At 62.4% G+C, this 20,659-nt stretch carries 21 protein-coding genes; 1 reads left to right on the top strand and 20 read right to left on the bottom strand.

From position 1 onward, the window contains the following. Nucleotides 1-232: 232 nt before the first annotated feature. Entirely contained in the window at nucleotides 233-1,411 is a 1,179-nt protein-coding gene (locus V7M64_RS20115; protein WP_333681681.1) for an acetyl-CoA C-acyltransferase, read from the bottom strand. A gap of 223 nt (nucleotides 1,412-1,634) precedes the next feature. On the opposite strand from V7M64_RS20115, the gene V7M64_RS20120 reads away from it, so the two are divergent. Next, nucleotides 1,635-4,547, top strand: coding sequence for a S8 family serine peptidase (locus tag V7M64_RS20120; protein WP_333681683.1), 2,913 nt, complete (start codon nucleotides 1,635-1,637; stop codon nucleotides 4,545-4,547). A 66-nt stretch (nucleotides 4,548-4,613) separates the two neighbouring features. Here V7M64_RS20120 and V7M64_RS20125 read toward each other — a convergent pair whose 3' ends face one another. From V7M64_RS20125 to V7M64_RS20215, 19 genes are all read right to left on the bottom strand, one after another. Continuing rightward, nucleotides 4,614-5,771 carry an isovaleryl-CoA dehydrogenase gene (locus V7M64_RS20125; protein WP_333681685.1) on the bottom strand — a complete coding sequence of 386 codons (1,158 nt, stop codon included), beginning with the start codon at nucleotides 5,769-5,771 and terminating at the stop codon, nucleotides 4,614-4,616. Nucleotides 5,772-5,946: 175 nt separating this feature from the next. Next, nucleotides 5,947-6,384: an excinuclease gene (locus tag V7M64_RS20130; RefSeq protein ID WP_333681687.1), complete on the bottom strand. Its 438-nt coding sequence runs from the start codon at nucleotides 6,382-6,384 to the stop codon at nucleotides 5,947-5,949. Between the two features lie 25 nt (nucleotides 6,385-6,409). Further along, nucleotides 6,410-7,138: a 3-oxoacyl-ACP reductase FabG gene (gene fabG / locus V7M64_RS20135; RefSeq protein ID WP_333681689.1), complete on the bottom strand. Its 729-nt coding sequence runs from the start codon at nucleotides 7,136-7,138 to the stop codon at nucleotides 6,410-6,412. After that, entirely contained in the window at nucleotides 7,131-7,598 is a 468-nt protein-coding gene (locus V7M64_RS20140; RefSeq protein WP_333681691.1) for a hotdog family protein, read from the bottom strand. The genes fabG and V7M64_RS20140 overlap by 8 nt, the downstream gene beginning before the upstream one ends. Before the next feature lie 163 nt (nucleotides 7,599-7,761). Then, entirely contained in the window at nucleotides 7,762-8,949 is a 1,188-nt protein-coding gene (locus V7M64_RS20145) for a beta-ketoacyl-[acyl-carrier-protein] synthase family protein (protein ID WP_333681693.1), read from the bottom strand. 80 nt (nucleotides 8,950-9,029) lie between these two features. Then, nucleotides 9,030-9,746 (bottom strand): class I SAM-dependent methyltransferase, encoded by a 717-nt coding sequence (locus V7M64_RS20150; protein ID WP_333681694.1) that lies wholly within the window; start codon nucleotides 9,744-9,746, stop codon nucleotides 9,030-9,032. A 7-nt stretch (nucleotides 9,747-9,753) separates the two neighbouring features. After that, nucleotides 9,754-10,194, bottom strand: coding sequence for an acyl-CoA thioesterase (locus V7M64_RS20155; RefSeq protein WP_345786369.1), 441 nt, complete (start codon nucleotides 10,192-10,194; stop codon nucleotides 9,754-9,756). Then, entirely contained in the window at nucleotides 10,184-11,149 is a 966-nt protein-coding gene (locus V7M64_RS20160) for a glycosyl transferase (RefSeq protein ID WP_333681695.1), read from the bottom strand. Before V7M64_RS20160 ends, V7M64_RS20155 begins: the two co-directional genes overlap by 11 nt. After that, nucleotides 11,146-11,502, bottom strand: a complete 357-nt coding sequence (locus tag V7M64_RS20165; protein WP_333681696.1) for an acyl-CoA synthetase — start codon at nucleotides 11,500-11,502, stop codon at nucleotides 11,146-11,148. The genes V7M64_RS20160 and V7M64_RS20165 overlap by 4 nt, the downstream gene beginning before the upstream one ends. Further along, nucleotides 11,499-12,044: a hypothetical protein gene (locus V7M64_RS20170; RefSeq protein ID WP_333681697.1), complete on the bottom strand. Its 546-nt coding sequence runs from the start codon at nucleotides 12,042-12,044 to the stop codon at nucleotides 11,499-11,501. The genes V7M64_RS20165 and V7M64_RS20170 overlap by 4 nt, the downstream gene beginning before the upstream one ends. Beyond that, nucleotides 12,041-12,304, bottom strand: coding sequence for a phosphopantetheine-binding protein (locus V7M64_RS20175; RefSeq protein ID WP_333681699.1), 264 nt, complete (start codon nucleotides 12,302-12,304; stop codon nucleotides 12,041-12,043). The genes V7M64_RS20170 and V7M64_RS20175 overlap by 4 nt, the downstream gene beginning before the upstream one ends. Further along, the gene (locus tag V7M64_RS20180; RefSeq protein WP_333681700.1) at nucleotides 12,304-13,092 is read right to left on the bottom strand and encodes a lysophospholipid acyltransferase family protein; all 789 of its coding nucleotides are present in this window, start codon (nucleotides 13,090-13,092) and stop codon (nucleotides 12,304-12,306) included. Before V7M64_RS20180 ends, V7M64_RS20175 begins: the two co-directional genes overlap by 1 nt. Then, on the bottom strand, nucleotides 13,068-13,802 hold the full coding sequence (locus V7M64_RS20185; RefSeq protein ID WP_333681702.1) for a beta-ketoacyl synthase chain length factor: 735 nt from the start codon (nucleotides 13,800-13,802) through the stop codon (nucleotides 13,068-13,070). Before V7M64_RS20185 ends, V7M64_RS20180 begins: the two co-directional genes overlap by 25 nt. 181 nt (nucleotides 13,803-13,983) lie before the next feature. Further along, nucleotides 13,984-15,207 carry a beta-ketoacyl-ACP synthase gene (locus tag V7M64_RS20190; protein WP_333681704.1) on the bottom strand — a complete coding sequence of 408 codons (1,224 nt, stop codon included), beginning with the start codon at nucleotides 15,205-15,207 and terminating at the stop codon, nucleotides 13,984-13,986. 28 nt (nucleotides 15,208-15,235) lie between these two features. Then, entirely contained in the window at nucleotides 15,236-17,599 is a 2,364-nt protein-coding gene (locus V7M64_RS20195) for an MMPL family transporter (protein WP_333681705.1), read from the bottom strand. Then, nucleotides 17,596-18,204 (bottom strand): outer membrane lipoprotein carrier protein LolA, encoded by a 609-nt coding sequence (locus V7M64_RS20200; RefSeq protein WP_333681706.1) that lies wholly within the window; start codon nucleotides 18,202-18,204, stop codon nucleotides 17,596-17,598. The genes V7M64_RS20195 and V7M64_RS20200 overlap by 4 nt, the downstream gene beginning before the upstream one ends. A gap of 296 nt (nucleotides 18,205-18,500) precedes the next feature. Next, a complete protein-coding gene (locus V7M64_RS20205) occupies nucleotides 18,501-19,280 on the bottom strand; it encodes a glycosyltransferase family 2 protein (RefSeq protein ID WP_333681708.1) in 780 nt (259 codons plus the stop codon). A 17-nt stretch (nucleotides 19,281-19,297) separates the two neighbouring features. Next, nucleotides 19,298-19,567, bottom strand: a complete 270-nt coding sequence (locus V7M64_RS20210; protein WP_333681709.1) for an acyl carrier protein — start codon at nucleotides 19,565-19,567, stop codon at nucleotides 19,298-19,300. Between the two features lie 265 nt (nucleotides 19,568-19,832). Further along, nucleotides 19,833-20,659, bottom strand: an 827-nt coding sequence (locus tag V7M64_RS20215) for a Glu/Leu/Phe/Val dehydrogenase family protein (protein ID WP_333681710.1), incomplete at its 5' end; no start/stop codon positions are given.

Genomic DNA, 20,659 nt, shown 5'->3' on the forward strand with positions numbered 1-20,659 from the left:
CCTGCGCGGAATCCTGCGCGCCGTTGCTGCAAGCCGCCAGCAGCGCGACGAGCGCAGAGGCGAGAAGGGTACGCGTGAACTTCATGATGGATCTCCTTAGCCGTGGAATGCCAATTGGCGGATTATTAATAGCGCTTTCACGTTAACGGCGCTACCAGTTTTTGCTAACAACTTTTATGCCGCATTAAACCAGCCGGGGCCAAGACCCCCGGCCAGCAGGAAAAAGTCGGACTTAATCCACACGCTCCACCGCAATCGCGGTAGCCTCGCCACCGCCGATGCAGAGGGCGGCCACGCCGCGACGCAAGCCACGGGTTTTCAAGGCATTGAGCAAGGTCACCACGATGCGCGCACCGCTGGCGCCGATCGGATGGCCAAGTGCGCAGGCGCCGCCGTTGACGTTGAGCTTGGCGTGGGGAATGCCGAGCTCGCGCATCGGCGCCATCGCCACCACGGCGAAAGCTTCGTTGACTTCGAACAGGTCGACGTCGCTGGCTTTCCAGCCAGCCTTTTCCAGCACCTTGCTGATTGCACTGACCGGTGCGGTGGTGAACCACTCCGGCTCTTGCGAGTGCGTGGCATGGGCCACGATGCGTGCCAGCGGCTTCACGCCGCGCGTCTTGGCGTCGTCGGCCGACAGCAGGACCAGGGCCGCCGCGCCGTCCGAGATGCTGGACGAGCTGGCGGCGGTGATGGTGCCGTTCTCTTTGCGAAAGGCTGGCTTAAGCGAGGGAATCTTGTTGATGTCCGAGCGGCTGGGCTGTTCGTCGGTATCGACCTGCACGTCGCCCTTCTTGCCGGCCACGGTGACCGGCACGATCTCGTCGGCGAAGGCGCCGGCGGCTTGTGCAGCCTGCGAGCGCTTGACCGATTCGATGGCGAAGGCGTCCTGTTCTTCGCGGCTGAAGTGATACTTGTCGGCGCACAGCTCGCCGAACACGCCCATCGCCTTGCCGTCATAAGGGTTGGTCAGGCCGTCCCACGCCATGTGGTCGACCAGCTTGCCATCGCCATAGCGAATGCCGCTGCGGGCATTGACCATGTGCGGGGCATTGGTCATCGATTCCATGCCGCCGGCGACGACCACGCTGGCCGAACCGGCCTTGATCAGGTCATGGCCCAGCATGATGGCCTTCATGCCCGAACCGCATACCTTGTTGATGGTGGTGCAGCCCACGGCCGGGGTGAGGCCGGCATTCAACGCGGCTTGGCGGGCGGGCGCCTGGCCGAGGTTGGCTGGCAGCACGCAACCCATGATGACTTCGCTCACGTCCTTGGCGGCGATGCCGGACTGTTCGAGCGCGGCGCGAATGGCGGTGGCGCCGAGGGTAGGGGAGGGGACGCCAGTGAACTGGCCGAGAAACGAGCCGATGGCAGTGCGCTTGGCGGCGGCAATCACGATATCCGACATGGGGATCTCCGGGGGAGCTTTAGGCGCGATGCGCCAAGGAAGGAATTTGCGAATTATCGCAGCCCGCACTGCTTTGCAGCAAACATTCCGGTTTCGTGAGAAATCGCGCAGTTGCGCCACTCGCAATTCTTCGAATCAAACGAATAAGCTATAAGGCGATACCGCTGCCGGGAGTGGCGGTATGCCGATGCGTTTGGGGACAAAACTTCAGGGTGAGGAATGTATGGCAACTGGGATGCAGGCGTGGCGCCGCCGTGAAATTGCGCTGTTGATCAGTCTTGCAGTGGGCTTGAGCGGTTGCGGTGGGGGAGGCGGCAACAGCAACGTCAGAGGAGCGGCAACGGCGCCCACGCCGACGCCAACACCGACACCGACACCGACACCCTCACCCGCGCCATCGCCTTCGCCGAGTTCGAATGTTCCGACGCCGCCGACCGATGCACAGCTGTCGTTGACGAATGCGTATGCAGCGCATAGCCAGGGTTATACCGGCGCAGGCGTCACCATCGGTGTGGTTGATAGCGGCATCATGCGCTCCAATCCGACGGTGGCCGGACGCGTTTCGCAAGAGCTGGTCTACGTCGACCCTTCGCAGAACAACACCAGCGTGGATGATGTAGTGGGACACGGTACCTGGGTATCGGAGGTTGCCGCTGGCACGTCATTCGCCCAATATCCCGGCGGCATTGCGCCGGGCGCGAACCTGGTTTCCGCACGCATCATTTCCGACAGCGCACCGGACGACAACGGTTCCACTCCGCCTGCGCAGGTAACGACCAGCGATGCGACGTTCTTTGGTCAGGTCAACGCGGACCTGATCAATGCCGGCGTAAAGGTGATGAACAACTCCTGGGGCGGCATTACCTGGGATACCACCAACGCTTCGCTCAACGCGGCGTTCGATGCGGCGTACGTGCCTTTCGTCGAACAGCACAATGGCTTGGTCGTATTTGCCGCCGGCAATGATTCGCAGGCCAATCCCAGCACCATCGCTGCGCTGCCTTACTACGTGCGCAACACCGATCCCAACCTGCAAAAAGGCTGGTTGGTGGCGGTGGCCTTGAACAGCAACAGCCCGACCCAGCTGGATAGTTATTCCAACCAGTGCGGCGTGGCCATGAACTTCTGCCTGGCCGCACCGGGTGACGTGATCGTGCTGGACAAGAACACCACTTCATCTACCACCAACCCGACGTATTACATCGTGGAAGGCACGTCGTTCGCAGCGCCGATCGTGTCCGGTGCAGTGGCGTTGGTGTGGCAGGCGTACCCCTATTTCAGCAACGACCTTGTGCGGCAGACGTTGCTGGGTACTGCCACGCCGATCGGGGCGCAGCCGAACCCCACTTTCGGCTACGGTGTGCTGAACATTGGCGCTGCAGTGAACGGGCCGCAGCAGTTCAACTGGGGCAACGTCGAGGTGGGCTTCAATGGCACCTCCAGCTGGAACAATCCCATTTCCGGCGCCGGTGGGTTGATCTTTGATGGTCCCGGCATGCTGACGCTTAGCCAACCCTCCACCTATGCGGGCGGCACCACTGTCAACAGCGGTATCTTGAACGCGGTTTCGCTGGCATCGGGCGCCACGATCGCGTCTGGCGCGCAACTGCTTATCACTGGCACTTACTCCAATGCCAGCAAGACGCCACTGATCACTGGCAACGTCAGCAATCAGGGCGTGTTGGTCGTTGGCACGACCAGTAACCTCGTCATGAGTGGCAACTATGCCCAGCCTAGCGGCGAGCTTGCAGTGTCGCTGGGTACGTCACTGCAAGTGACCGGCACTGCCACGCTAGGCAGTGGCTCAAGCTTGTACGTGTACGGCGCCAATCAAGGCTACGTCGCCAACTCCAAAACCACCGTATTGTCGGCAACCAATGGTTTGACTGGCACATTCACGTACCTGACCTGGTCACCCAGTGTCACCTTGAACGCTTCACTGTTCTACGACGCCAACGACGCCTACCTCAATGTGCAGCAGATCACCCTGACAAAGGCTGCAGGCACGCCGTATGGGTCTGCCGCGTACTCTGGCGCGATACGTACCCAAAGCGCGTTCAACACCATCAACAGCGTCATGAGCGGTGCAAATGCGCAACCGCTGCCCAGCAGCTTCGTCAGTGGCGCGGCGGCCATCCAGCAATCGCAATCTACCGCAGCCTTGCAACAGTCGTTGAACAGCCTTTCCGGCCAGATGTACGCCGTCAGCGCTGCGATGACATTCGAAGCCATCGACGCCGACACGCGCGCATTGTCCGATCGCTTCGACAGCCTGCTCGACAACCCTCAAGCGCTCCAACGCGAGAGCACGTTCCAGAGCTGGTCGCAGAATCTGAACCACCAAGGCAGCTTCTCGCGCAGCGGCTATGACAGCCTGGGCTTCCAGCTCAACGGCAGCATGGTGGGCGGCGATCGCATGCTCGGCAATGGCGCGGTGCTGGGATATGCGATCAGCCACAGCCAAGGGTTGGGCAACCTGCAGCAAAGCGCTGACCAGGGTTACAGCCGCGCGCTGGAAGGCATGGTCTACGGCGGCATCGTGCACGGCAACTGGTACGCGATGGGCCGCGCCGGCGTAGGCAACGATTGGCAGAACACGCGTCGCGAGTTGTTGCTAGGCAATCAATACGCCGGTGTGGGAAGTGTCAGCAACGGCAGTTACGACGTGGCGTACAGCGAAAGCGGTTATCGCTTCAACGCTGGCAAGTGGAAGTTCACGCCATACGCCAATCTGCAATATGCCTATGTGCAGCGCGATGGTTTCAATGAGCTGGGAGGCGATGGTTTCGGCCTGAATTCCAGCTCGCAGACAATCCAGCGCTGGCAGGCAGGGCTCGGCTTCCGTGGCTCGCGCGAGTGGAAGCTGCCCGACGGCAGCAGCCTCAGCCTGCAAGGCCATTTCCTCTGGCAGGACGCCTTCGCCATGCATGGTGTGGTGCCTACCGCCAGCTTTGCAGCCTTGCAGCAATTCATGCCGATCAACGGTATTGGCTTGTCGCGCTATGGCAACGTCGCGGGTGTGTCGTTGAACTGGCGCTTCTCCGCGCGTTCGCAGCTGTCGTTGGGTGCTGACCAATACAACGCGCAGCGTGAGCACGCGACGATGGGTACGGTGAATTACAGCCTGGTGTTTTGATTCAATCTCGCCATGAACGCTCCCTCCCCTGCAAGCAGGGGAGGGAAATGTATTTTGCGAGCCTTGTTATTCACGCCCATGAAACAACTCGCGCCCAATCAACATCCGGCGAATTTCATTCGTTCCCGCGCCGATCTCATACAGTTTCGCATCACGCAATAAACGACCGGTCGGATATTCGTTGATATAACCATTGCCACCCAGCGTCTGGATCGCCTCCAGCGCCACCTGCACCGCGTTCTGCGATGCATTCAGCAGGCACGCCGCCGGATCGATACGCGACTTCACTCCGGCATCGAATTTCTGCGCCACCATATAGGCAAAGCCGCGCGAGCTCTGCAGCTTGGTATACATGTCGGCGATCTTCGCCTGCATGATGCCGAAGGTGCCGATCGGCGCATTGAACTGCTTGCGTTCACGCGCGTAGGGCAGGGCGATATCCAGCGCCGCTTGCATCAAGCCGATCGGGCCGCCGGAAAGCACCAGGCGTTCGGTGTCCAGGCCGCTCATCAGCACGCGCACGCCTTCGTTGACTTCGCCCACGATGTTCTCGGCGGGAATCTCGCAGTTGTCGAATACCAGTTCGCAGGTGTTGGAGCCGCGCATGCCGAGTTTGTCCAGCTTCTGCGCCGTGCTGAAACCCTTCATGCCTTTCTCGACGATGAAGGCAGTCATGCAGCGGCTGCCGGCGATGCGTGGCGCGGTACGCATATAGACCAGCAGCACGTCCGCATCCGGGCCGTTGGTGATCCACATCTTGGAACCGTTGGCCACCCACACGTCGCCTTGCTGTTCGGCGCGGCAGGTCATCGAGCCGACCACGTCGGAACCGGCGCCCGGTTCGCTCATCGCCAGTGCGCCGACGTATTCACCGGCGCACAGCTTGGGAATGTATTTGCGACGCTGCGCCTCGCTGCCGTTATGAAAAATATTCTGCACGCACAGGTTGGAATGCGCGCCGTAGGAAAGGCCGACCGAGCCGGAAGCGCGGGAGATTTCCTCCATCGCCACCATGTGCGCCAGAAAGCCCATGCCACTGCCGCCGTATTCCTCCGGCACGGTGACGCCGAGCAGCCCCATGTCGCCCAACTTGCGCCACAAATCATGTGGAAACAGGTTGTCCCGATCGATGTGGTCGGCGCGCGGCGCGATCTCCTTTTCCGCGAAGGCAGACACGCTTTCGCGCAGCAGGTCGATCTCTTCACCGAGCGGGAATGGACGCATGACGAACTCCTGGGGAAAGGGGTTTTGAGGCCAGGAATTGTAGCGCAGGGGTTTTGCCGGCCCCTGACGCGGCGCAGCGTAGGCTTGGGTGGCGAATGCGAACCCGGCAGATGTCACCGATATCGTGGGAGCTTCCAGGGGCGCGCCCAAGCAAAGATCCAAGATGAAGGAAAGTTTACGGCTGCACCTTCGCCAACTTGCCTTTCATGATCACGCCGGACATCAAAAAGCCCACGTGGCATTCGTAGTTGGCGTTGTCACGGTATTCACTGTCGTAGTCGCTGACGATATCGACCACCGCATTGGCGCCGGCTGCCTTAGCCTGGTCCTGCAAGGCAATCAGCGCCGATTGCAGCGCCCAGTCGCAGGTCTTCTGATCACCCTTGCCAAACGCATTGGTCTTGCGATTGACGCTGACGTCATCCTTCACCACCGTCACCTGGCCTTGTGGCGCAGTGCCGGCCAGGTAGAACTTCACCGAGCCATCCAGCTTGCCGGATTGCGTCGCCGCGGCGACGGCGTTGGCGAATGGGAAATGCACGATCTTGTCTGCGGCGAAAGACAAGGCGGGTGCGCACAGCAACGCGACGGCAACGAGTACTTTCATTTTCATATCCACTCCTTTGATTGATGATTTCTCAGCACAACCCGCCGTTTACCGCGAGCACTTGGCGCGTGATATAGCCCGCTTCCGGGCTCATCAGAAACTGCACTGCCGCAGCCACTTCATCGGCCGTGCCGGCGCGCTGCATCGGTATCGCTTTCAGAATGTCTTCCAGCGGCAAGTCGTCGCTGGTCATGTCGGTGTCGATCAAGCCCGGCGCCACGCAATTGACGGTGATCTTGCGCTTGGCCAGCTCCACTGCCAGCGCTTTCGCCGCGCCGATGACGCCGGCCTTGGAAGCACTGTAGTTCACCTGCCCGCGATTGCCGATCAAGCCCGATACGGAGGTGATGCATACGATGCGTCCCGGCTGGCGGCGGCGGATCATCGGCATGATGATCGGATGCAATACGTTGTAGAAGCCATCGAGATTGGTGCGCAGCACCTGATCCCAGTCGTCGTCGGAGAGTGCAGGAAACGCACCGTCGCGCGTAAGCCCGGCATTGCAGACCACGCCGTAGTAAGCGCCGTGCGCCTGGACGTCCGCCTCCAGCGCAGCGACACTGGCGGCGCGATCGGCAACGTCGAATTGCAGGATGCGCACGGCGCGGCCAAGCGCTTGAATGGCGGCGCCCACCTGCTCGGCTTCGTCGCGACGGCTGCGACAATGCAGCGCGATGTCGTAACCTGCCTGCGCCAGGCGCATCGCAATCGCGCGGCCGATGCCGCGGCTGGAACCTGTCACCAGCACTGTCTCAGCCATGCGGCGTCTCCCCGGAATCCTGTTGGTAGAAGGCCTGTGCATCGGGCGGGCTGAACACGTTCAAGCGCGCTTCGGCGTGGATGCCTGGACCTTCGATGCGGCAAAGGAATACGCCCATGCCTTGCTCGTTATGAAACTCGCGCGCCGCTTCCACGCGCAGTTGGGTGCCGGCGGGAAAGGCATCAACGTTGCATGCGTAATGCCGCGTACCTAGCAGAAACCCCATTTGCACCGGCCGTCGTTCGGCGCGTGCGCAACAACCGGCCCAGGCGGCGACCGCCTGCGCCATCAGCTCCACGCCAACCCAGGAGGGCAGGCTGCCGTCGTCGTCCACGAACAAGGCGCCCGGGCGGATCGTACGCGTGCAGACGATGTGTTCACTGTGGGTCTCCACAATGCCATCGAGCAGGATCATCTCGCCGGCATGCGGCACCACTTCGGCAATCGGCCAGAGCGTCATCTGCAATGCCCCATGCTCAAAGGCAATCCGTGTTTGTCGTCATCCCAGCGGAAGCTGGGATCCAGTGGCTGTCGGGCGGAAAGACCCTGGATTCCAGCTTTCGCCGGAATGGCGAATAGGGAGTCCGTGGTGGTTGAAACATCGCTGAAGTCGGCTGATGTCGTCATGCGGGATCTCCCAGAATCAGCGATGCATTGTTGCCACCGAAGGCAAAGGAGTTGCTCATCACATAGCGCCGCCCACCGGCCGGCAAATGGCTGCCGACATGGGCGAAGTTCAATACGGGTAGCGCAAGATCGGCTTCGCCATCCCACACGTGCGGCGGCAGGCGGCGTTCGGCGCGCACGTCCGTCAAGCTCAGCCAACAAAGGGCGGCTTCCAGTGCGCCCGCTGCGGCAAGCGTGTGGCCGGTAAGCGATTTGGTCGATGAACACGGAACGGTATGGCCGAACATGCCGGCTACCGCTTGGCTTTCCATGCTGTCGTTATGTTCGGTGGCCGTGCCGTGCAGGTTGATGTAATCGATCTGTGCAGCGTTCAGCCTGGCGCTGCGCAGGGCATCCTCCATCGCCTTGCGCGCGCCTTTTCCTTCCGGATCAGGCGAGGACATGTGATAGGCATCGGAACTGGCGCCACCACCGAGCAATTGCACTGCGCCGTTTTCGCGCGTCATCAAGAACAGCGCGGCGGCTTCGCCAATATTGATGCCGCGGCGATGCCTGGAGAAGGGATCGCAACGCTGCATATCAACGGCCTCAAGCGCGTGGAAACCGTTGATCGCCAGGCGGCACAGGGTATCCACGCCGCCGCATAGCACGGCATCGCACAGGCCCATGCGCAGCAAGCGTTGCGCACTCATCAGTGCGCGTGCGCCCGATGTGCAGGCCGTGGAAATGCCGTAGCTAGGGCCGGACAGACCCAGCCATTCGGCGAGGAATTCCGCCGGCGCGCCGAGTTCCTGATGTGAATAGTGGTAATCGGCCGGCCACGCGCCACCGTGCCGGTAGGCGGCAATGCCGTGCGTGGCTTCTTCGATGCCGGTCGTGCTGCTGCCGAGTACGACGCCGATGCGTGCGGGGCCATGCGTCGCGATCGCCGCACGGATGTCGGCTTCGATTTCCAAGGCGGCCGCAAGCAGCAGGCGATTGTTGCGGTTGTCGCGATGGCGCAGAGCTGCCGGTACAGGCGGCAGCTCCGCATGCACGCTGCCTAGCGGCGGCTCGTGATTCGGGATCCAGCCGCGCTCCGGGCGGATGCGGCTGTCGTCACCGGCAAACAGTGCTTCGGCGACGGCGGCTTTACCGGTGCCGAGGTTGCAGATGATGCCCAGGGCGTTGAGATAGGTGTTCATGCGTTAGCCCCTCATGGAACAAACGCCCTCCCCCCTTCCGGGGAGAGGGAGCTGTTTCCGGCGAGCTTCAAACATGCCCTTCATACCACCGGCTTCCTCGCGGCCACGTTTACCAACGTCTCTTCACGCTGCCCCGGCGGTGGTGGCGATTTCAAGCCCCAGCGCTCCATCAGTCCAAAATCCTTCGACCGGCTCCACCACAAATATGGAAACGACACATTCGAAGGTTCAAATTCGAAGCCCTGCCAGCGCAGCATCGCCAGATATTCCTCCGCGCTCTTCTGCACCTCCATCGGATGGCGGAAGAACCAGCGGATCACCCAGGTATCGATGTACGCCTTGGTCGACTCGGCAAACAACAGCCAGCCACCCGGTTTCAGCACGCGCCAGAACTCGGCCAGCGCGCGTTCCTGTTCTACCAAGTGATGAAAAGTCTGATGGCAGAACACGATATCGGCGCATTGGTCCGGCAGCGGCATCTTTGCGCAATCGGCTGCGTGCAGATCGATCGACATGCCTTCGTGCTCGGCTTCCGCTTGCGCCAGCGCAAGGCTGTGCGGGTCGGCATCCAGCCCGATCACGCGCGTGGGCTGGAAGGCGTCGCGCAACAAGCGCAGCGATTTACCCTGGCCGCAGCCAGCGTCCAGCAACGTGCCGCCTTGCGGCAGCGGTTCGCCGGCCAATCGCTTGAGATCGTTGATCGCCACGCGCAGCACATGGTGCTGCCAGGTGTAGGTACGCAGGAAGTGGAAGCCGATGCGGGTTTCTTCGACGTAGGTAGGGCTGGCATATTGCATGGCGTCTTTATCTCTTTCCACTCGCTGTGAGCCGCTGTTCGACCGCATCAACAAAAACCCGCGGCGATTCCAGCTGCATTTCCCCGCTGGCGATCTTTACCGCCACCTGCACGCTGCTTGCGCGCGTCACACGCTGGCCGGTGGCGGCATCCCGGATCAGGTAGTGAATCAACAAGCGGTTCTGCCATTCAATCAGGTCCGCACGCACGGTCAGGCGCTGGCCGAAGCGCGCCGCCTGCACGTAGCGCAACTGCAGGTCGATCACCGGCCATGCATAGCCTGATTCCTTCATCTGCATGTAGTTGTGGCCGATGTCGTCGAGCAATGCGCAGCGCGCCACTTCCAGGTATTTCACGTAGTGCCCGTGCCAGACCACGTCCATCGAATCGACGTCGTAGAACGGCACCAGAATGTCCACGTCCTGGTGCAGAACGCCGTTAGTGCGCATCGGCGGCCTCCTTGTGCGACGGCCAATAGGCGTAGAAATTGAACCATTGCTGGGGTGCGATCAAGCATTGCTCGGCCAGGCGATTGGCGTAACGCTGCACCCACTCGTGGATGGTCGCATCGCGACGGCCGCGTTCCCACTGCGCTTTATCCAGAAAGGCATCGAGATAGATGCGATAGCGGCCTTCCACCTTCAGGCAACACAGCAGGTTCACCGGGCAGCGCAGCAGGCCGGCCATCAGCCACGGGCCTTGCGGAAATGCCGCCGCAGCCCCAAGAAAATCCACCGTCACGCGGCGCCCGTCGTTGAGCGGCACGCGATCGCCGGCGATCGCCAGCCATTCGCCGCGCTCGATGCGTTGCGACAGGTCCATCATCATGGCCGTGTCCAGTTCGCTCACCTGGATCAGCCGCATGCTGCGGTCGCCGGCTTCACCCAGCAGGCGATTGAACTGCGCCACGTGGCGGTTGTGCACCAGCACATTCAAAGGCACCTGTTCGCTCAGTTCGGCCATCGCGCGGCACACGTCGGGATTGCCCAGATGCGTCACCACCAGCATCTCGCCGCGTCCGCCCTGCCGGCTGCGCAGCAAACGCGGGCGTACACCGGAAGGATCGACCAGTTGCACCTGCTCGAAGCGCAGGCGTCCACGCCATACGTCGAGCCGGTCGAGCAGGTTGTCCGCAAAGGCGATGAATTGCCTGAACACACTGCCAAGCGTCGGCTTCAACGCAGGCTTGCCGCTCCACTCGGCCAGATACGTTTGATACTGGCGAATGTTGCGCCGCGCGCGGCGTGCGGAAGCAAAGAAATACAGCACGATCAGATACAGCACCGGCGCCAGCAAGCGGCGGCCGAAGACGCGCACGCTGAAGGCGGTGAGCCACATCAGCACGAAGCTGCCGCGCTCCTTGTGCGCTGACCAGTGACGTTCCTGCACCAGGGGTTCGCTCATGCGTCGGCACTCCATGCCAGTCGACCGGAAGAATAGGCCTTGTCGCCGTGGCGATAGGCAAAGTGCAATTTCCGCCGCGCCCTGTCGTAGCGGAGCACCAAGTCCACCCGGTCGCCAGGCCGCAGCAGGTGCTGGAATTTCACCGCTTCCATCAGCGTGCAACGCGCCGGTGTGCCAAGGCGTGGTGCTGCCAGGCTCAGTGCCCAGCCAATCTGCACCAGGCCGGGCAATACTGGTGCGCGGGGGAAATGTCCGGGGAAATAGACCAACTCGTGCGGAATCTGCAATGCCAGCGTCCACACGCCATCGTGCTGGTGCTCAGCCAGTACGACCGGGTCACGCGCCGTGCTCATGCCACACCTCGCAGGCGACGGCGCAACAGCCATTCGCCGACGAACAGCGTGCCCATGATGAAGTACACCAGCAGGCCGTTGTAAAGCGTCCACCACTTCAGTGGTGCCCATAGCGTCAGCACGGCCGACATTAGGCCGTTGAACACGAAGAAACCCACCCATACCCAGGTGACCTTGCGCGTATACGGAATCGCGGCTTCCGGCAGATCGGGCTCGCGCACGCGTGCAATGCGCTCGATGATCGGTGGGCCGAACTTCAAACTCAGGCCGAACGCGCACAGCAGCAGCGCGCTGATCAGCGTGGGATACCAGCGTAGCAAGGCCGCTTCGCCGCTTAACGCGAGCAAGGCGCAGTAGACCAGGGCCGCCGTCAGCATCCAGCGCCCGCCCGGTTGCTTCAGCAGGGCCGGCGCGCGGATCAGCCAGATCGCGCCGAGCACCAGCGCGAACATCGGCGGCGGCACACGGTCCATGCCGAAATACACCACGAACGGGTAGAGCACTCCCGCGAGTGGCAGCAAGATGGGAGTGAGCTTGTTCATGCGCCCTGTTGCTGTGCTTGCACGAACGCAGCAAGCGTGGCGACCGTGGTGAAGTGCTGCCGCGCATCCCTGGAATCGGAAGCAATGCGAATGTCGTAGCGTTTCTGCAGGGCCAGCGCGAGTTCCAGCGCATCTACCGAATCCAGGCCCAACCCCTCACCGAACAACGGAAGATCCGGTGGAATGTCGGCGACCGTGACATCCTCCAGATTGAGGGTGTCGATAATCAGTTGCGCAATGTCCTCTTGTAGCGCGTTCATCACGAGAGCTCCCTTAGGAATAGTTGGTGTAAATGCTCATTGAGCCGGCGCGACGCTATCGGCAGCGGTGCCGATGCATTGAAGGTGTCCGGTGAAATGTCCTGGCCCACGCGCAGCGTGACGCGCACGCGCCGCGCCGGAATGCGATGCCAAGGCTCGGCCTTGGTCAGTGTGGTGGGCCGCACCGTAATGAAAACCGGCGTGATGGCGCGCGCGCCGCGCAACGCGATCGCCGCCGCGCCGCGATGGAACACTGGCGCCTTGTTCGGCGCCGTGCGCGTGCCTTCGGGAAACACGATCAGGGTCTGGCCTTGGCGCAGTGCATCGGCCGCTTGCTCAAGCATTTCCGGGCTGCCGTTGTTGCTGATGTATTGCGCCCGGCGTACCGGTCCGCGCGTAAACGGATTGCGCCACAGGCTCTGCTTGACGATGCAGTTGGTGTCGCGGATATGTGCAATCAGGAACACCACGTCGATCAGCGAGGGATGATTGGCGATGATGATCTGCCCAGGACGGCCAAGGCGCTCGACACCCTGGAATTCGTACGTCAGCACCCCGCTGCGATACATGAATCGCACGTGCAGGTAGAACGCCTTGCTGATCGCGTCGCGCACGCGGCGGCGGCGCGTGCGCGCATCGCCAGGCAGCAAGCCAAGCAGCGGCAGCACGACCAATCGCAGCACCAGTCCGCCCAGGCCGAACAAGACAAAGCTCGCGCCGGTGGCCAGTAACCGCCACAGATAATTGACGCCGCTGGTACGCCTTACGGAGTGCGTTGCCAGATCCATCGCCGTGTCTTCCATGTGTGTTCGACCGCGTCCTCGCCAACATGCCGTGCGCGCACGAAATCCAGGGCGTGCGGCCACGCAGCGGGTGCGGACGTCCCCTGATGCGGTTCCAGGCGCAACCGCCAGCCCTGACCGGCTTCATGCGCTTCGATTCCCCCGACTCTCAGCGCCACAGCATACGAAAACGGCACGTCGTCGATCCAGCCATCGTAGGCGGCCGGCGGACGCTCCTCGGCGATCACCACCAGCACGCTGGGCGCACCATCGCTGAGCAGCGCGGCAGCTTCCACCATGGCGTGCTCGAACGTATCCGCCTCACCGGCAATGGCCGCCGATTCGCCGCGCTGACCACGCAGGATCGACCATTGGCCGGCAATGGCGTTGTGTACCGAGAGGCCAAACTGGGTGGGTGAAAGCGGCTGGCCGTCCGCGACTTCACTGAGCAGTGCGAAGGTACGCGGCGTTTCGCCATGGCGCGAGGCGAACACGAACGGCAGCTGTTCGTCGTCACCACACAGTGGCCACGCCACGTGCATGGTCATGCGCGCCAGGCGGCTGAGACGGCGGCGTTGCATGGGCGGCAGGAAATCGCAGGTGGGTTGTTCTTGGTTGTCGGGCAGAGGCGTGGGGTGGTTGGCCCAGGCTTGCCAGGCTTCGTCGGTGTCGAGAGTGGGAGCCCAGAGGCGGAGCTGGTGGATGTGGAATTGCATCAGATCACCACCGCCCCCAAAGACACCTCACCGTCATTCCGGCGAAGGCCGGAATCCAGTACGAATACGCTGTGCGCAGCACACAACATTGTTTTATGTCGTGTGCTGCGCACAGCATGTTTCACTGGATTCCGGCCTTCGCCGGAATGACGACATGGCATATTGGCGATCATCGCGAACATCACCCAAGCGCCTTGAACACCAGCGACGTATTGATCCCCCCAAACGCGAAGTTGTTGTTCATCACATACTCCGCCCGCATCGCTCGCCCGCCATTGACGATGTAATCCAGCTCCGCGCACGCGGCATCCGGCTCGGTCAGGTTGATGGTTGGCGCAAACCATCCATCGCGCATCATCTGTACCGCCCACCACGATTCCAGCGCACCGCACGCACCCAGCGTATGACCGACGTAGCTCTTCATCGAGCTTACTGGCACGCGCTTGCCGAGCACCTGCGCCGTGGCGTGGCTTTCCGCCACGTCGCCGCGATCGGTGGCGGTGCCGTGCGCGCTGACATAGCCGATCGCATCCGCAGCAAGCTGTGCATCCTCTAGCGCAAGCTGCATGGCCGTCGCCATCGTTTCGCTGGTGGGCTGGGTGATGTGGTTGCCGTCGGAGTTGCAACCGAAGCCAACAATCTCTGCATAGATACGCGCACCGCGCGCGCGGGCGTGTTCGTATTCCTCCAGCACCAGCGTGGCGGCGCCTTCGCCGACCACCAAGCCATCGCGCGCCTTGTCGAACGGGCGCGGCGTCAACGGCGCATCGTCGTTGCGCGTGCTGGTGGCAAACAGTGTGTCGAACACCGCCACGCCCGGGCCGGAGAGTTCTTCGGCGCCACCACACAGCATCAACTTCTGCTTGCCCTGCTGGATGGTTTCGTAGCCATAGCCGATGGCCTGGCTGCCCGAAGTGCAAGCACTGGACGTAGGCAGGATGCGCCCCTTCAGACCGAAGAACACGCCGACATTCACCGCCGTGGTGTGCGCCATCATCTGCACGTAACTGGTAGCGGTCACGCCTTGCATGGAGCCGGTTTCCAGCATGCGGCCCATCACGCGCACCGGTTCCACGCTGCCGCCGGAAGAACCGTACGCCACGCCCATGCGCCCATCGCCGATGCTGGCGTCATCCAGCAGGCCGGCATCGCGCAGTGCGCGCTCGCTGGCCGCTACCGCCAGCTGCGCCACGCGACCCATCGAGCGCAGATGCTTGCGCGGCCAATCGGGGATCTTGAAATCATCCACCGGACAGCCCAGCCGGCTATTCAAGGATTCATAGAAATCCCACTCCGGCATCCTGCGCACGGCATTGCGGCCTTCGCGCAAGCGCGCCGCGATCTGCGGCCAATCGTGCCCCAGCGGCGTAATGCCGCCCATGCCGGTGATAACGACGCGCTTCATGGGCGAGTGCTCCATGCAAAAACTGAGTTCATGGCGATGATGCCCTGGGTGCCGTGCTGGCTGGTACCAACACGGCGGTGAAACCGATACCAAGCAAAAGGGTAAGGCCGAAATCCTGTAGCGCCGGCATCGAACTCCATGCCAGCAGGCCGAACGAAAGCAGGGCGGTGATGGCGGACAGCAACACGCTCGCATACATCGCGCCGGGGCGATGTGTTACATGTGGTTCGCCTTCGCGCAGAAACACGGCGTAATTCGCGCCCACACCCAGCACCAGCATCAAGGCCATGCCATGGAACAGCGTGAGCGGATGATGCAGGTAGCCGAGCACTGCCAGCGTAAAGCCGATGCCCAGCACCGGCGGCGCCAGCATGCGCGGCATGCTGCGCCAGCCGTAGCGCCATCCGAACACCGGCACGATCAACAATACGGCGGCCAGCAGCCAAACGCCGGTGTAGCGCCGGTAACGGCCGAACAGTTCGGAAACGCCAGCGGCTTTATCCACCAGGGTGACGCCTGGCAAGTTCGCCGCGGCTTGCTTCAATAGGATGCTGGAGGCATCGCCTTGCGGCAGCACCAGCGATGCCGCCCCGCGCTGCGCCTCGTCGCCCATCCACAGATAGCGGAACGGCGTGGCGGCCGGTGTCTTCAGCCAGTCTTGCAAGTTCAGCGGCGTGCCAGGCCACGCTTGCAGATAGCTATCGATATCGGCATCGCGAAAGCCCGCGTCATGCAGCCAATGACGCAGGCGATCCGGCTGCGCAAACAGCGGCGCCAGCAAGGCGTGATTCGCGCGTTGGCGCTGCAACGAAGGCACCATGCCGGCCAGGCCGATCCAGCCTTGCAGTTGTCCAGCATCCGTCATGGCTTGCAGGCGCTGCTCCAGTGCCTCCTCGCGTTGCAATACCTGTTCCTGGTCGGCGCCTTGCACCAGGTAGAACTGCGTGCCGTTACCGAGCCCGGTGATGTCGCGGATCTGCTTTTCCTGCGTGACCAAGTCAGCCGGTGGCGAAATCAGCAGGTGCACGTCATCGTCGTGATGCATTTGCATCCAGCCAGGCACGGCCAGCAGCAAGGCGAAGGCCGCAAGACTCGCGCCGCGCCACCCGGCCGTAGCGCGAACAACGACGTGTTGCATGGCCTGCGCGCAACGAACGGAGAGGCTGCTCAACGGTTTGGCCGTCCGTTGCAGCAACGCCGGCAGCAGGAAGAACACGCTCAGGCAGGCCGTCGCCATGCCTACTACGGCGAAGCATGCCATTTGTCGCAACGCCGGGAACGGCACCATGCCCAGCAAGGCATAACCGAGCAGCGAGGTGCCCAACGCCAACAGCAGGGCAGGGCGCACCTGCTGCAAACCTTGGCGTGGCTCCCATGCATGGCCGGCATTGGCGCGTGCCGTGAGGTACTGGATGGAATAGTCCACCGCCTCCCCAAGCAGCGCAGCGCCGAATACCAGGGTAAGCAGGTAAATCTGCCCGAATAGCAGCACGCTGACCGCCGTCGCGGCGACGATGCCGATGGCGGTGGAAAGAAACGCCAGCAGCAACGGACCGGGCGAGCGGAATACCAGCAGCAACAGCACGCCAATGCCGAGCGTGGAAACCAGGCCCACGCGATGCACGTCGCGTTCGGCGCCGCTGCGCGCGGAAGCGGCGTAGAACAGGGCGCCTGTACGCAATACGCGTGTGCCGGGGTGATCGTGCTCGATACTATGCCCGGCCTGGTCCAATGCAGCCAAGGCGCGATGCTGGATCGCATCGTCGTACGAGGATCCGCTCAGCGTCGCCGTCACCAGTACGTAGCTGCCGTCATCGCGATGCGCGGTCAGCAGGTTGTCTTCCGGCAGCAGCGGCGAACGGCTCCACGGCTGTTGTTCCAGCCAATGCTGCAGCCAGCCGAACGGATCATCCTGCAGGCGCGTGCCGATACCGGTGACGAATGGCTCGTTGATGCGTTGGGCCAATGCCTGCTTGGGATCGTAGCCAGGTTGCGCGAGTGCCTGGCGGTCCGCATCCGTCAGCAGGTTGAAACGATGCGCCAGAAAAGGTGTTACCAGTTGTTGCAGATCAAACGGCGGCAATTCGGCGGTGACGGAGGCAAATACCTCGTCCTTGGCCAACATCTTTCCAAGTTCACGCGCGGCTGCTTTGGCCTGCGCATCGTCGGCATTCGCCATCACCAGCACCACGCGATCGCCATTGGCATGCGCCAGCCGCTGCGCGGCTACTTCGGCCAGCGGATTGCGCTCGGTCGCTGGCAGCATTGCCAGCAAGTCGGTCTGGATCGGCGAGCGATCGCGCCCGAACAGCAGCCACGCGCCAAGCAGGGTGACCAGCAGCGTCGCCACCATGAAGCCGATTGCGCGCAGCCACAGATTTCGTTGCGTCATGGCAGGCCGAGCGCGTGTTTTTCCTGCGCGCCCAGCGTGCCGGCGTCGCGGGTGTCAGTCATCTGGATATCGGTTTGCGTGCCATCCTGCATGTCGATGCGGATGCGTTGCAGATACGCGCCGCCATCGAGTTGGATGTCGCGCAATACCTGCGCAACGCGGGATTGCCTGGGCGTGAAGTGCAGGTTCCACTGTTGAGTGGAACCGCTCGCTTGCACGTCGAACTGGCGCTTTACCTCATCCAGCTGTCCCGTGAGCATGCCTTGCAGCATCTGCGAGATCTGCCCGACACCGCGTTCATTGCGCACCGGTTGCATGCGGCCATCGGTGTCGATGCGCACGGTGCGTTTGTCGGTCAGCGCCAGGGTGTCCTGGTACGGCTGCTGGATCTGCCAGAGCATGCCGTGGCCGGTAACGAACAGCAGTTGCCCGCTGCTGGTTTGCGGTTGGGTGAGGGCAGGGGTTTGGCGTTGCTGGGTGAAGCTGGCGCGGATGGCGGTGTGTTGGCTTAGCTGATGGACGATGGATTGCAGCAGGTCGGTGGTTTGGGCGTGGGTGTTGAAGCAGACGAACAACAGCGCGAGGAGGATGCACTTCGCGAACATATTTCGAAGGCCGCCATTCCCGGTTTCGCCCACTGCTGCCCGGGCAAATTTTTCGACACGCTTGCGGGAAAACGAAAACAACGTCATTCCAGCGAAAGCTGGAATCCAGTGTCTTTCGAGCCTTAAAGGCGCTGGATTCCAGCTTTCGCTGGAATGACGAAAACAGGATTCCCGGTATGTCGAGATGCTTGAGGGTTCCTCTCGCCCAACGCTCCGTCGCCCCGGCCTTCGCCGGGGCGACGAGCTATTAAGCATCGCGATCGAATAGGCAAGTAGAGTCATGTGGAGTGGTTGAATCAAACCGCGCATGCATCACTCCTCTTCCACTTCCGCCACAGCAACCCCGGCGCCCGCGGCAACATCCCAAGCAACAATCGCGTATGCATCGCGGATATCCGCAGGTTGTCATGCAGCATATGGAAATGGGACAGGCCGTTTTCCGGATAGATCACCCGGGTCGGCAGGTTGCGCACCGGTACGCCGCGCCAGATCAGGCGTACCGCCACCTCGGTGTCGAAATCCATGCGTGCGGGCAAGGGCGCGCGGTCGATCTCGGCACACGTCGCTTCCAGCGGGTAAAGACGGTAGCCGCACATCGAATCACGCAGCGTGAACGAGAGTGTTTCCATCCACACGCAAACGTGGGTGACGTAGCGCCCGTACAGCCGGGCGCGCGGCACGCTTTCGTCGTAGATCGGCTGGCCGCAGATCATCGCGGTGGGATTCGCACGGCCTTCGGCCAGGAAACGCGGCACGTCGGCCACGTCATGCTGGCCATCGGCATCGATCTGCAGCGCGTGCGTAAAACCGGCATCGCGCGCCGCAATAAACCCCGCCGTAATCGCACGCCCCTTGCCGCCGTTGCGCACCAGGCGGATCACCTGCACATGCTGGGGAGCCAATCCAGCCAGCACCGCCCGCGTGGCCTCATCGCTGCCATCGTCCACGATCATCACCGGCAAGCCGTGCGCTCGCAGTCCCGCCACCGTGGCGACGATGGTGTCCTTGTGGTTGTAGATGGGAATCAGCGCGCAGGGTTGGAAGGCTCCCGCGGTGGCGGCTGGCGCAGGGCGCATGGGAAACCTGCCTGCGTTCAGCGCGTCAGCAGCGTGCGCACGTTGGCGACCACGTCGCCGACCGTTCGCACGTTCTTGAAATCCTCGGGCTTGATGCGCATGCCGGTCATGTCCTGCACCTGGATGGCCAGGTCCACGGCGTCGATGCTATCGAGTTCCAGGTCGGCGAACAGATGGGTGTCCGGCGTAACCCGCGCGGGATCGATCTCGAAGGTTTCCTGCAGGACATCCTTGAGCCTGAGCAGGATGTCCTCGTCGCTGATCCCGGTTTCCAACATTGCGTTCATACATTCCCAGCCTGCTCGCTGCCCTGCATACCTTCCCACGCCCCTACGGCCAGCCGTTGGCCGCGCTGCAGGCTGTCGGAGAAGCATCGATTGTTCCTAACCCGCCGAGCGGGTTCCCCTGAGACCTTTACTAATGGAAGCAAGGCCTTACCGCGCGTGTTCTTGCGGTGAAAAGTCTAGCAGAACTGTTGCCGCCAACGGCCGGCACGGACAAAAGAAAACGCCGGCCAGACGACCGGCGTTTTCGATACTCCAAAGTACAGTTTTACTGGCCGCGCATGCGACCGGCAAAACGCGGCGCGCCGTTGCCCATGTGCGGCAGCTTGATCTTGCCGATCGAAGCGATGCGCTCTTCGGCCAGACGGTCGGCCGCCTTGTAGGTCGGCACGTTCTGAGTCTTGCTGATTTCGAAGATGCGGCCCAGGTTGTAGTAGATGGTGCGCATCATGCGCATCGCACGCTCGCGGTTGTAGCCGTCGATTTCCAGCGAGACGTTCATCACGCCGCCGGCGTTGACGGCATAGTCCGGTGCGTACAGCACGCCACGGCGCTGCAGTTCTTCACCGATCGCATCGGTGGCCAGCTGGTTGTTCGCCGCGCCGCAGATGATCTTCGCCTTGATGCGGTCGATGGTCTGCTCGTTCACCGTGCCGCCCAGTGCGCAGGGTGAGTACACGTCGGCGTTCACGTCGTAGATTTCGTCCAGGCCCACGGCTTCGCAGCCCAGCTCATCCACGCAACGCTGTACGGCATCCTTGTTGATGTCGGTGACGAACACTTTCGCGCCTTGCTCGCGCAGCAGCTTGATGAACTCACTGCCCACGTGGCCAGCACCCTGCACGGCGTAGCTGTACTTGCCCACGTCTTCGTTGCCGTACTTGAAGTTCAGCGCAGCCATCAGACCCTGCAGCGTGCCGTACGCCGTGAACGGCGAGGGATCGCCCGAACCGCCATGCACCTGGTGCACGCCAGTGACGTATTCGGTTTCGCGGAACACGTATTCCATATCGTTGACGTCGATGCCGACGTCCTCGGCGGTGATGTAGCGGCCGTTGAGCGAATTGACGAAGCGGCCGAACGCGCGGAACAGCG

It is taken from the genome of Dyella sp. (genome assembly GCF_036746095.1).
GTDB lineage: Bacteria > Pseudomonadota > Gammaproteobacteria > Xanthomonadales > Rhodanobacteraceae > Dyella_B.

What these genes read in the sequence shown, in the direction of transcription:
- V7M64_RS20200 (WP_333681706.1), bottom strand. Translation starts at nt 18,204, where the DNA reads ATGTTCGCGAAGTGCATCCTCCTCGCGCTGTTGTTCGTCTGCTTCAAC.
- V7M64_RS20150 (WP_333681694.1), bottom strand. Translation starts at nt 9,746, where the DNA reads ATGCAATATGCCAGCCCTACCTACGTCGAAGAAACCCGCATCGGCTTC.
- V7M64_RS20115 (WP_333681681.1), bottom strand. Translation starts at nt 1,411, where the DNA reads ATGTCGGATATCGTGATTGCCGCCGCCAAGCGCACTGCCATCGGCTCG.
- V7M64_RS20180 (WP_333681700.1), bottom strand. Translation starts at nt 13,092, where the DNA reads ATGGATCTGGCAACGCACTCCGTAAGGCGTACCAGCGGCGTCAATTAT.
- V7M64_RS20130 (WP_333681687.1), bottom strand. Translation starts at nt 6,384, where the DNA reads ATGAAAATGAAAGTACTCGTTGCCGTCGCGTTGCTGTGCGCACCCGCC.
- V7M64_RS20125 (WP_333681685.1), bottom strand. Translation starts at nt 5,771, where the DNA reads ATGCGTCCATTCCCGCTCGGTGAAGAGATCGACCTGCTGCGCGAAAGC.
- V7M64_RS20185 (WP_333681702.1), bottom strand. Translation starts at nt 13,802, where the DNA reads ATGCAATTCCACATCCACCAGCTCCGCCTCTGGGCTCCCACTCTCGAC.
- V7M64_RS20210 (WP_333681709.1), bottom strand. Translation starts at nt 19,567, where the DNA reads ATGAACGCAATGTTGGAAACCGGGATCAGCGACGAGGACATCCTGCTC.
- V7M64_RS20145 (WP_333681693.1), bottom strand. Translation starts at nt 8,949, where the DNA reads ATGAACACCTATCTCAACGCCCTGGGCATCATCTGCAACCTCGGCACC.
- V7M64_RS20195 (WP_333681705.1), bottom strand. Translation starts at nt 17,599, where the DNA reads ATGACGCAACGAAATCTGTGGCTGCGCGCAATCGGCTTCATGGTGGCG.
- V7M64_RS20175 (WP_333681699.1), bottom strand. Translation starts at nt 12,304, where the DNA reads ATGAACGCGCTACAAGAGGACATTGCGCAACTGATTATCGACACCCTC.
- V7M64_RS20140 (WP_333681691.1), bottom strand. Translation starts at nt 7,598, where the DNA reads ATGACGCTCTGGCCGATTGCCGAAGTGGTGCCGCATGCCGGCGAGATG.
- V7M64_RS20170 (WP_333681697.1), bottom strand. Translation starts at nt 12,044, where the DNA reads ATGAACAAGCTCACTCCCATCTTGCTGCCACTCGCGGGAGTGCTCTAC.
- V7M64_RS20155 (WP_345786369.1), bottom strand. Translation starts at nt 10,194, where the DNA reads ATGCGCACTAACGGCGTTCTGCACCAGGACGTGGACATTCTGGTGCCG.
- V7M64_RS20120 (WP_333681683.1), top strand. Translation starts at nt 1,635, where the DNA reads ATGGCAACTGGGATGCAGGCGTGGCGCCGCCGTGAAATTGCGCTGTTG.
- V7M64_RS20165 (WP_333681696.1), bottom strand. Translation starts at nt 11,502, where the DNA reads ATGAGCACGGCGCGTGACCCGGTCGTACTGGCTGAGCACCAGCACGAT.
- V7M64_RS20190 (WP_333681704.1), bottom strand. Translation starts at nt 15,207, where the DNA reads ATGAAGCGCGTCGTTATCACCGGCATGGGCGGCATTACGCCGCTGGGG.
- V7M64_RS20160 (WP_333681695.1), bottom strand. Translation starts at nt 11,149, where the DNA reads ATGAGCGAACCCCTGGTGCAGGAACGTCACTGGTCAGCGCACAAGGAG.
- V7M64_RS20205 (WP_333681708.1), bottom strand. Translation starts at nt 19,280, where the DNA reads ATGCGCCCTGCGCCAGCCGCCACCGCGGGAGCCTTCCAACCCTGCGCG.
- fabG (WP_333681689.1), bottom strand. Translation starts at nt 7,138, where the DNA reads ATGGCTGAGACAGTGCTGGTGACAGGTTCCAGCCGCGGCATCGGCCGC.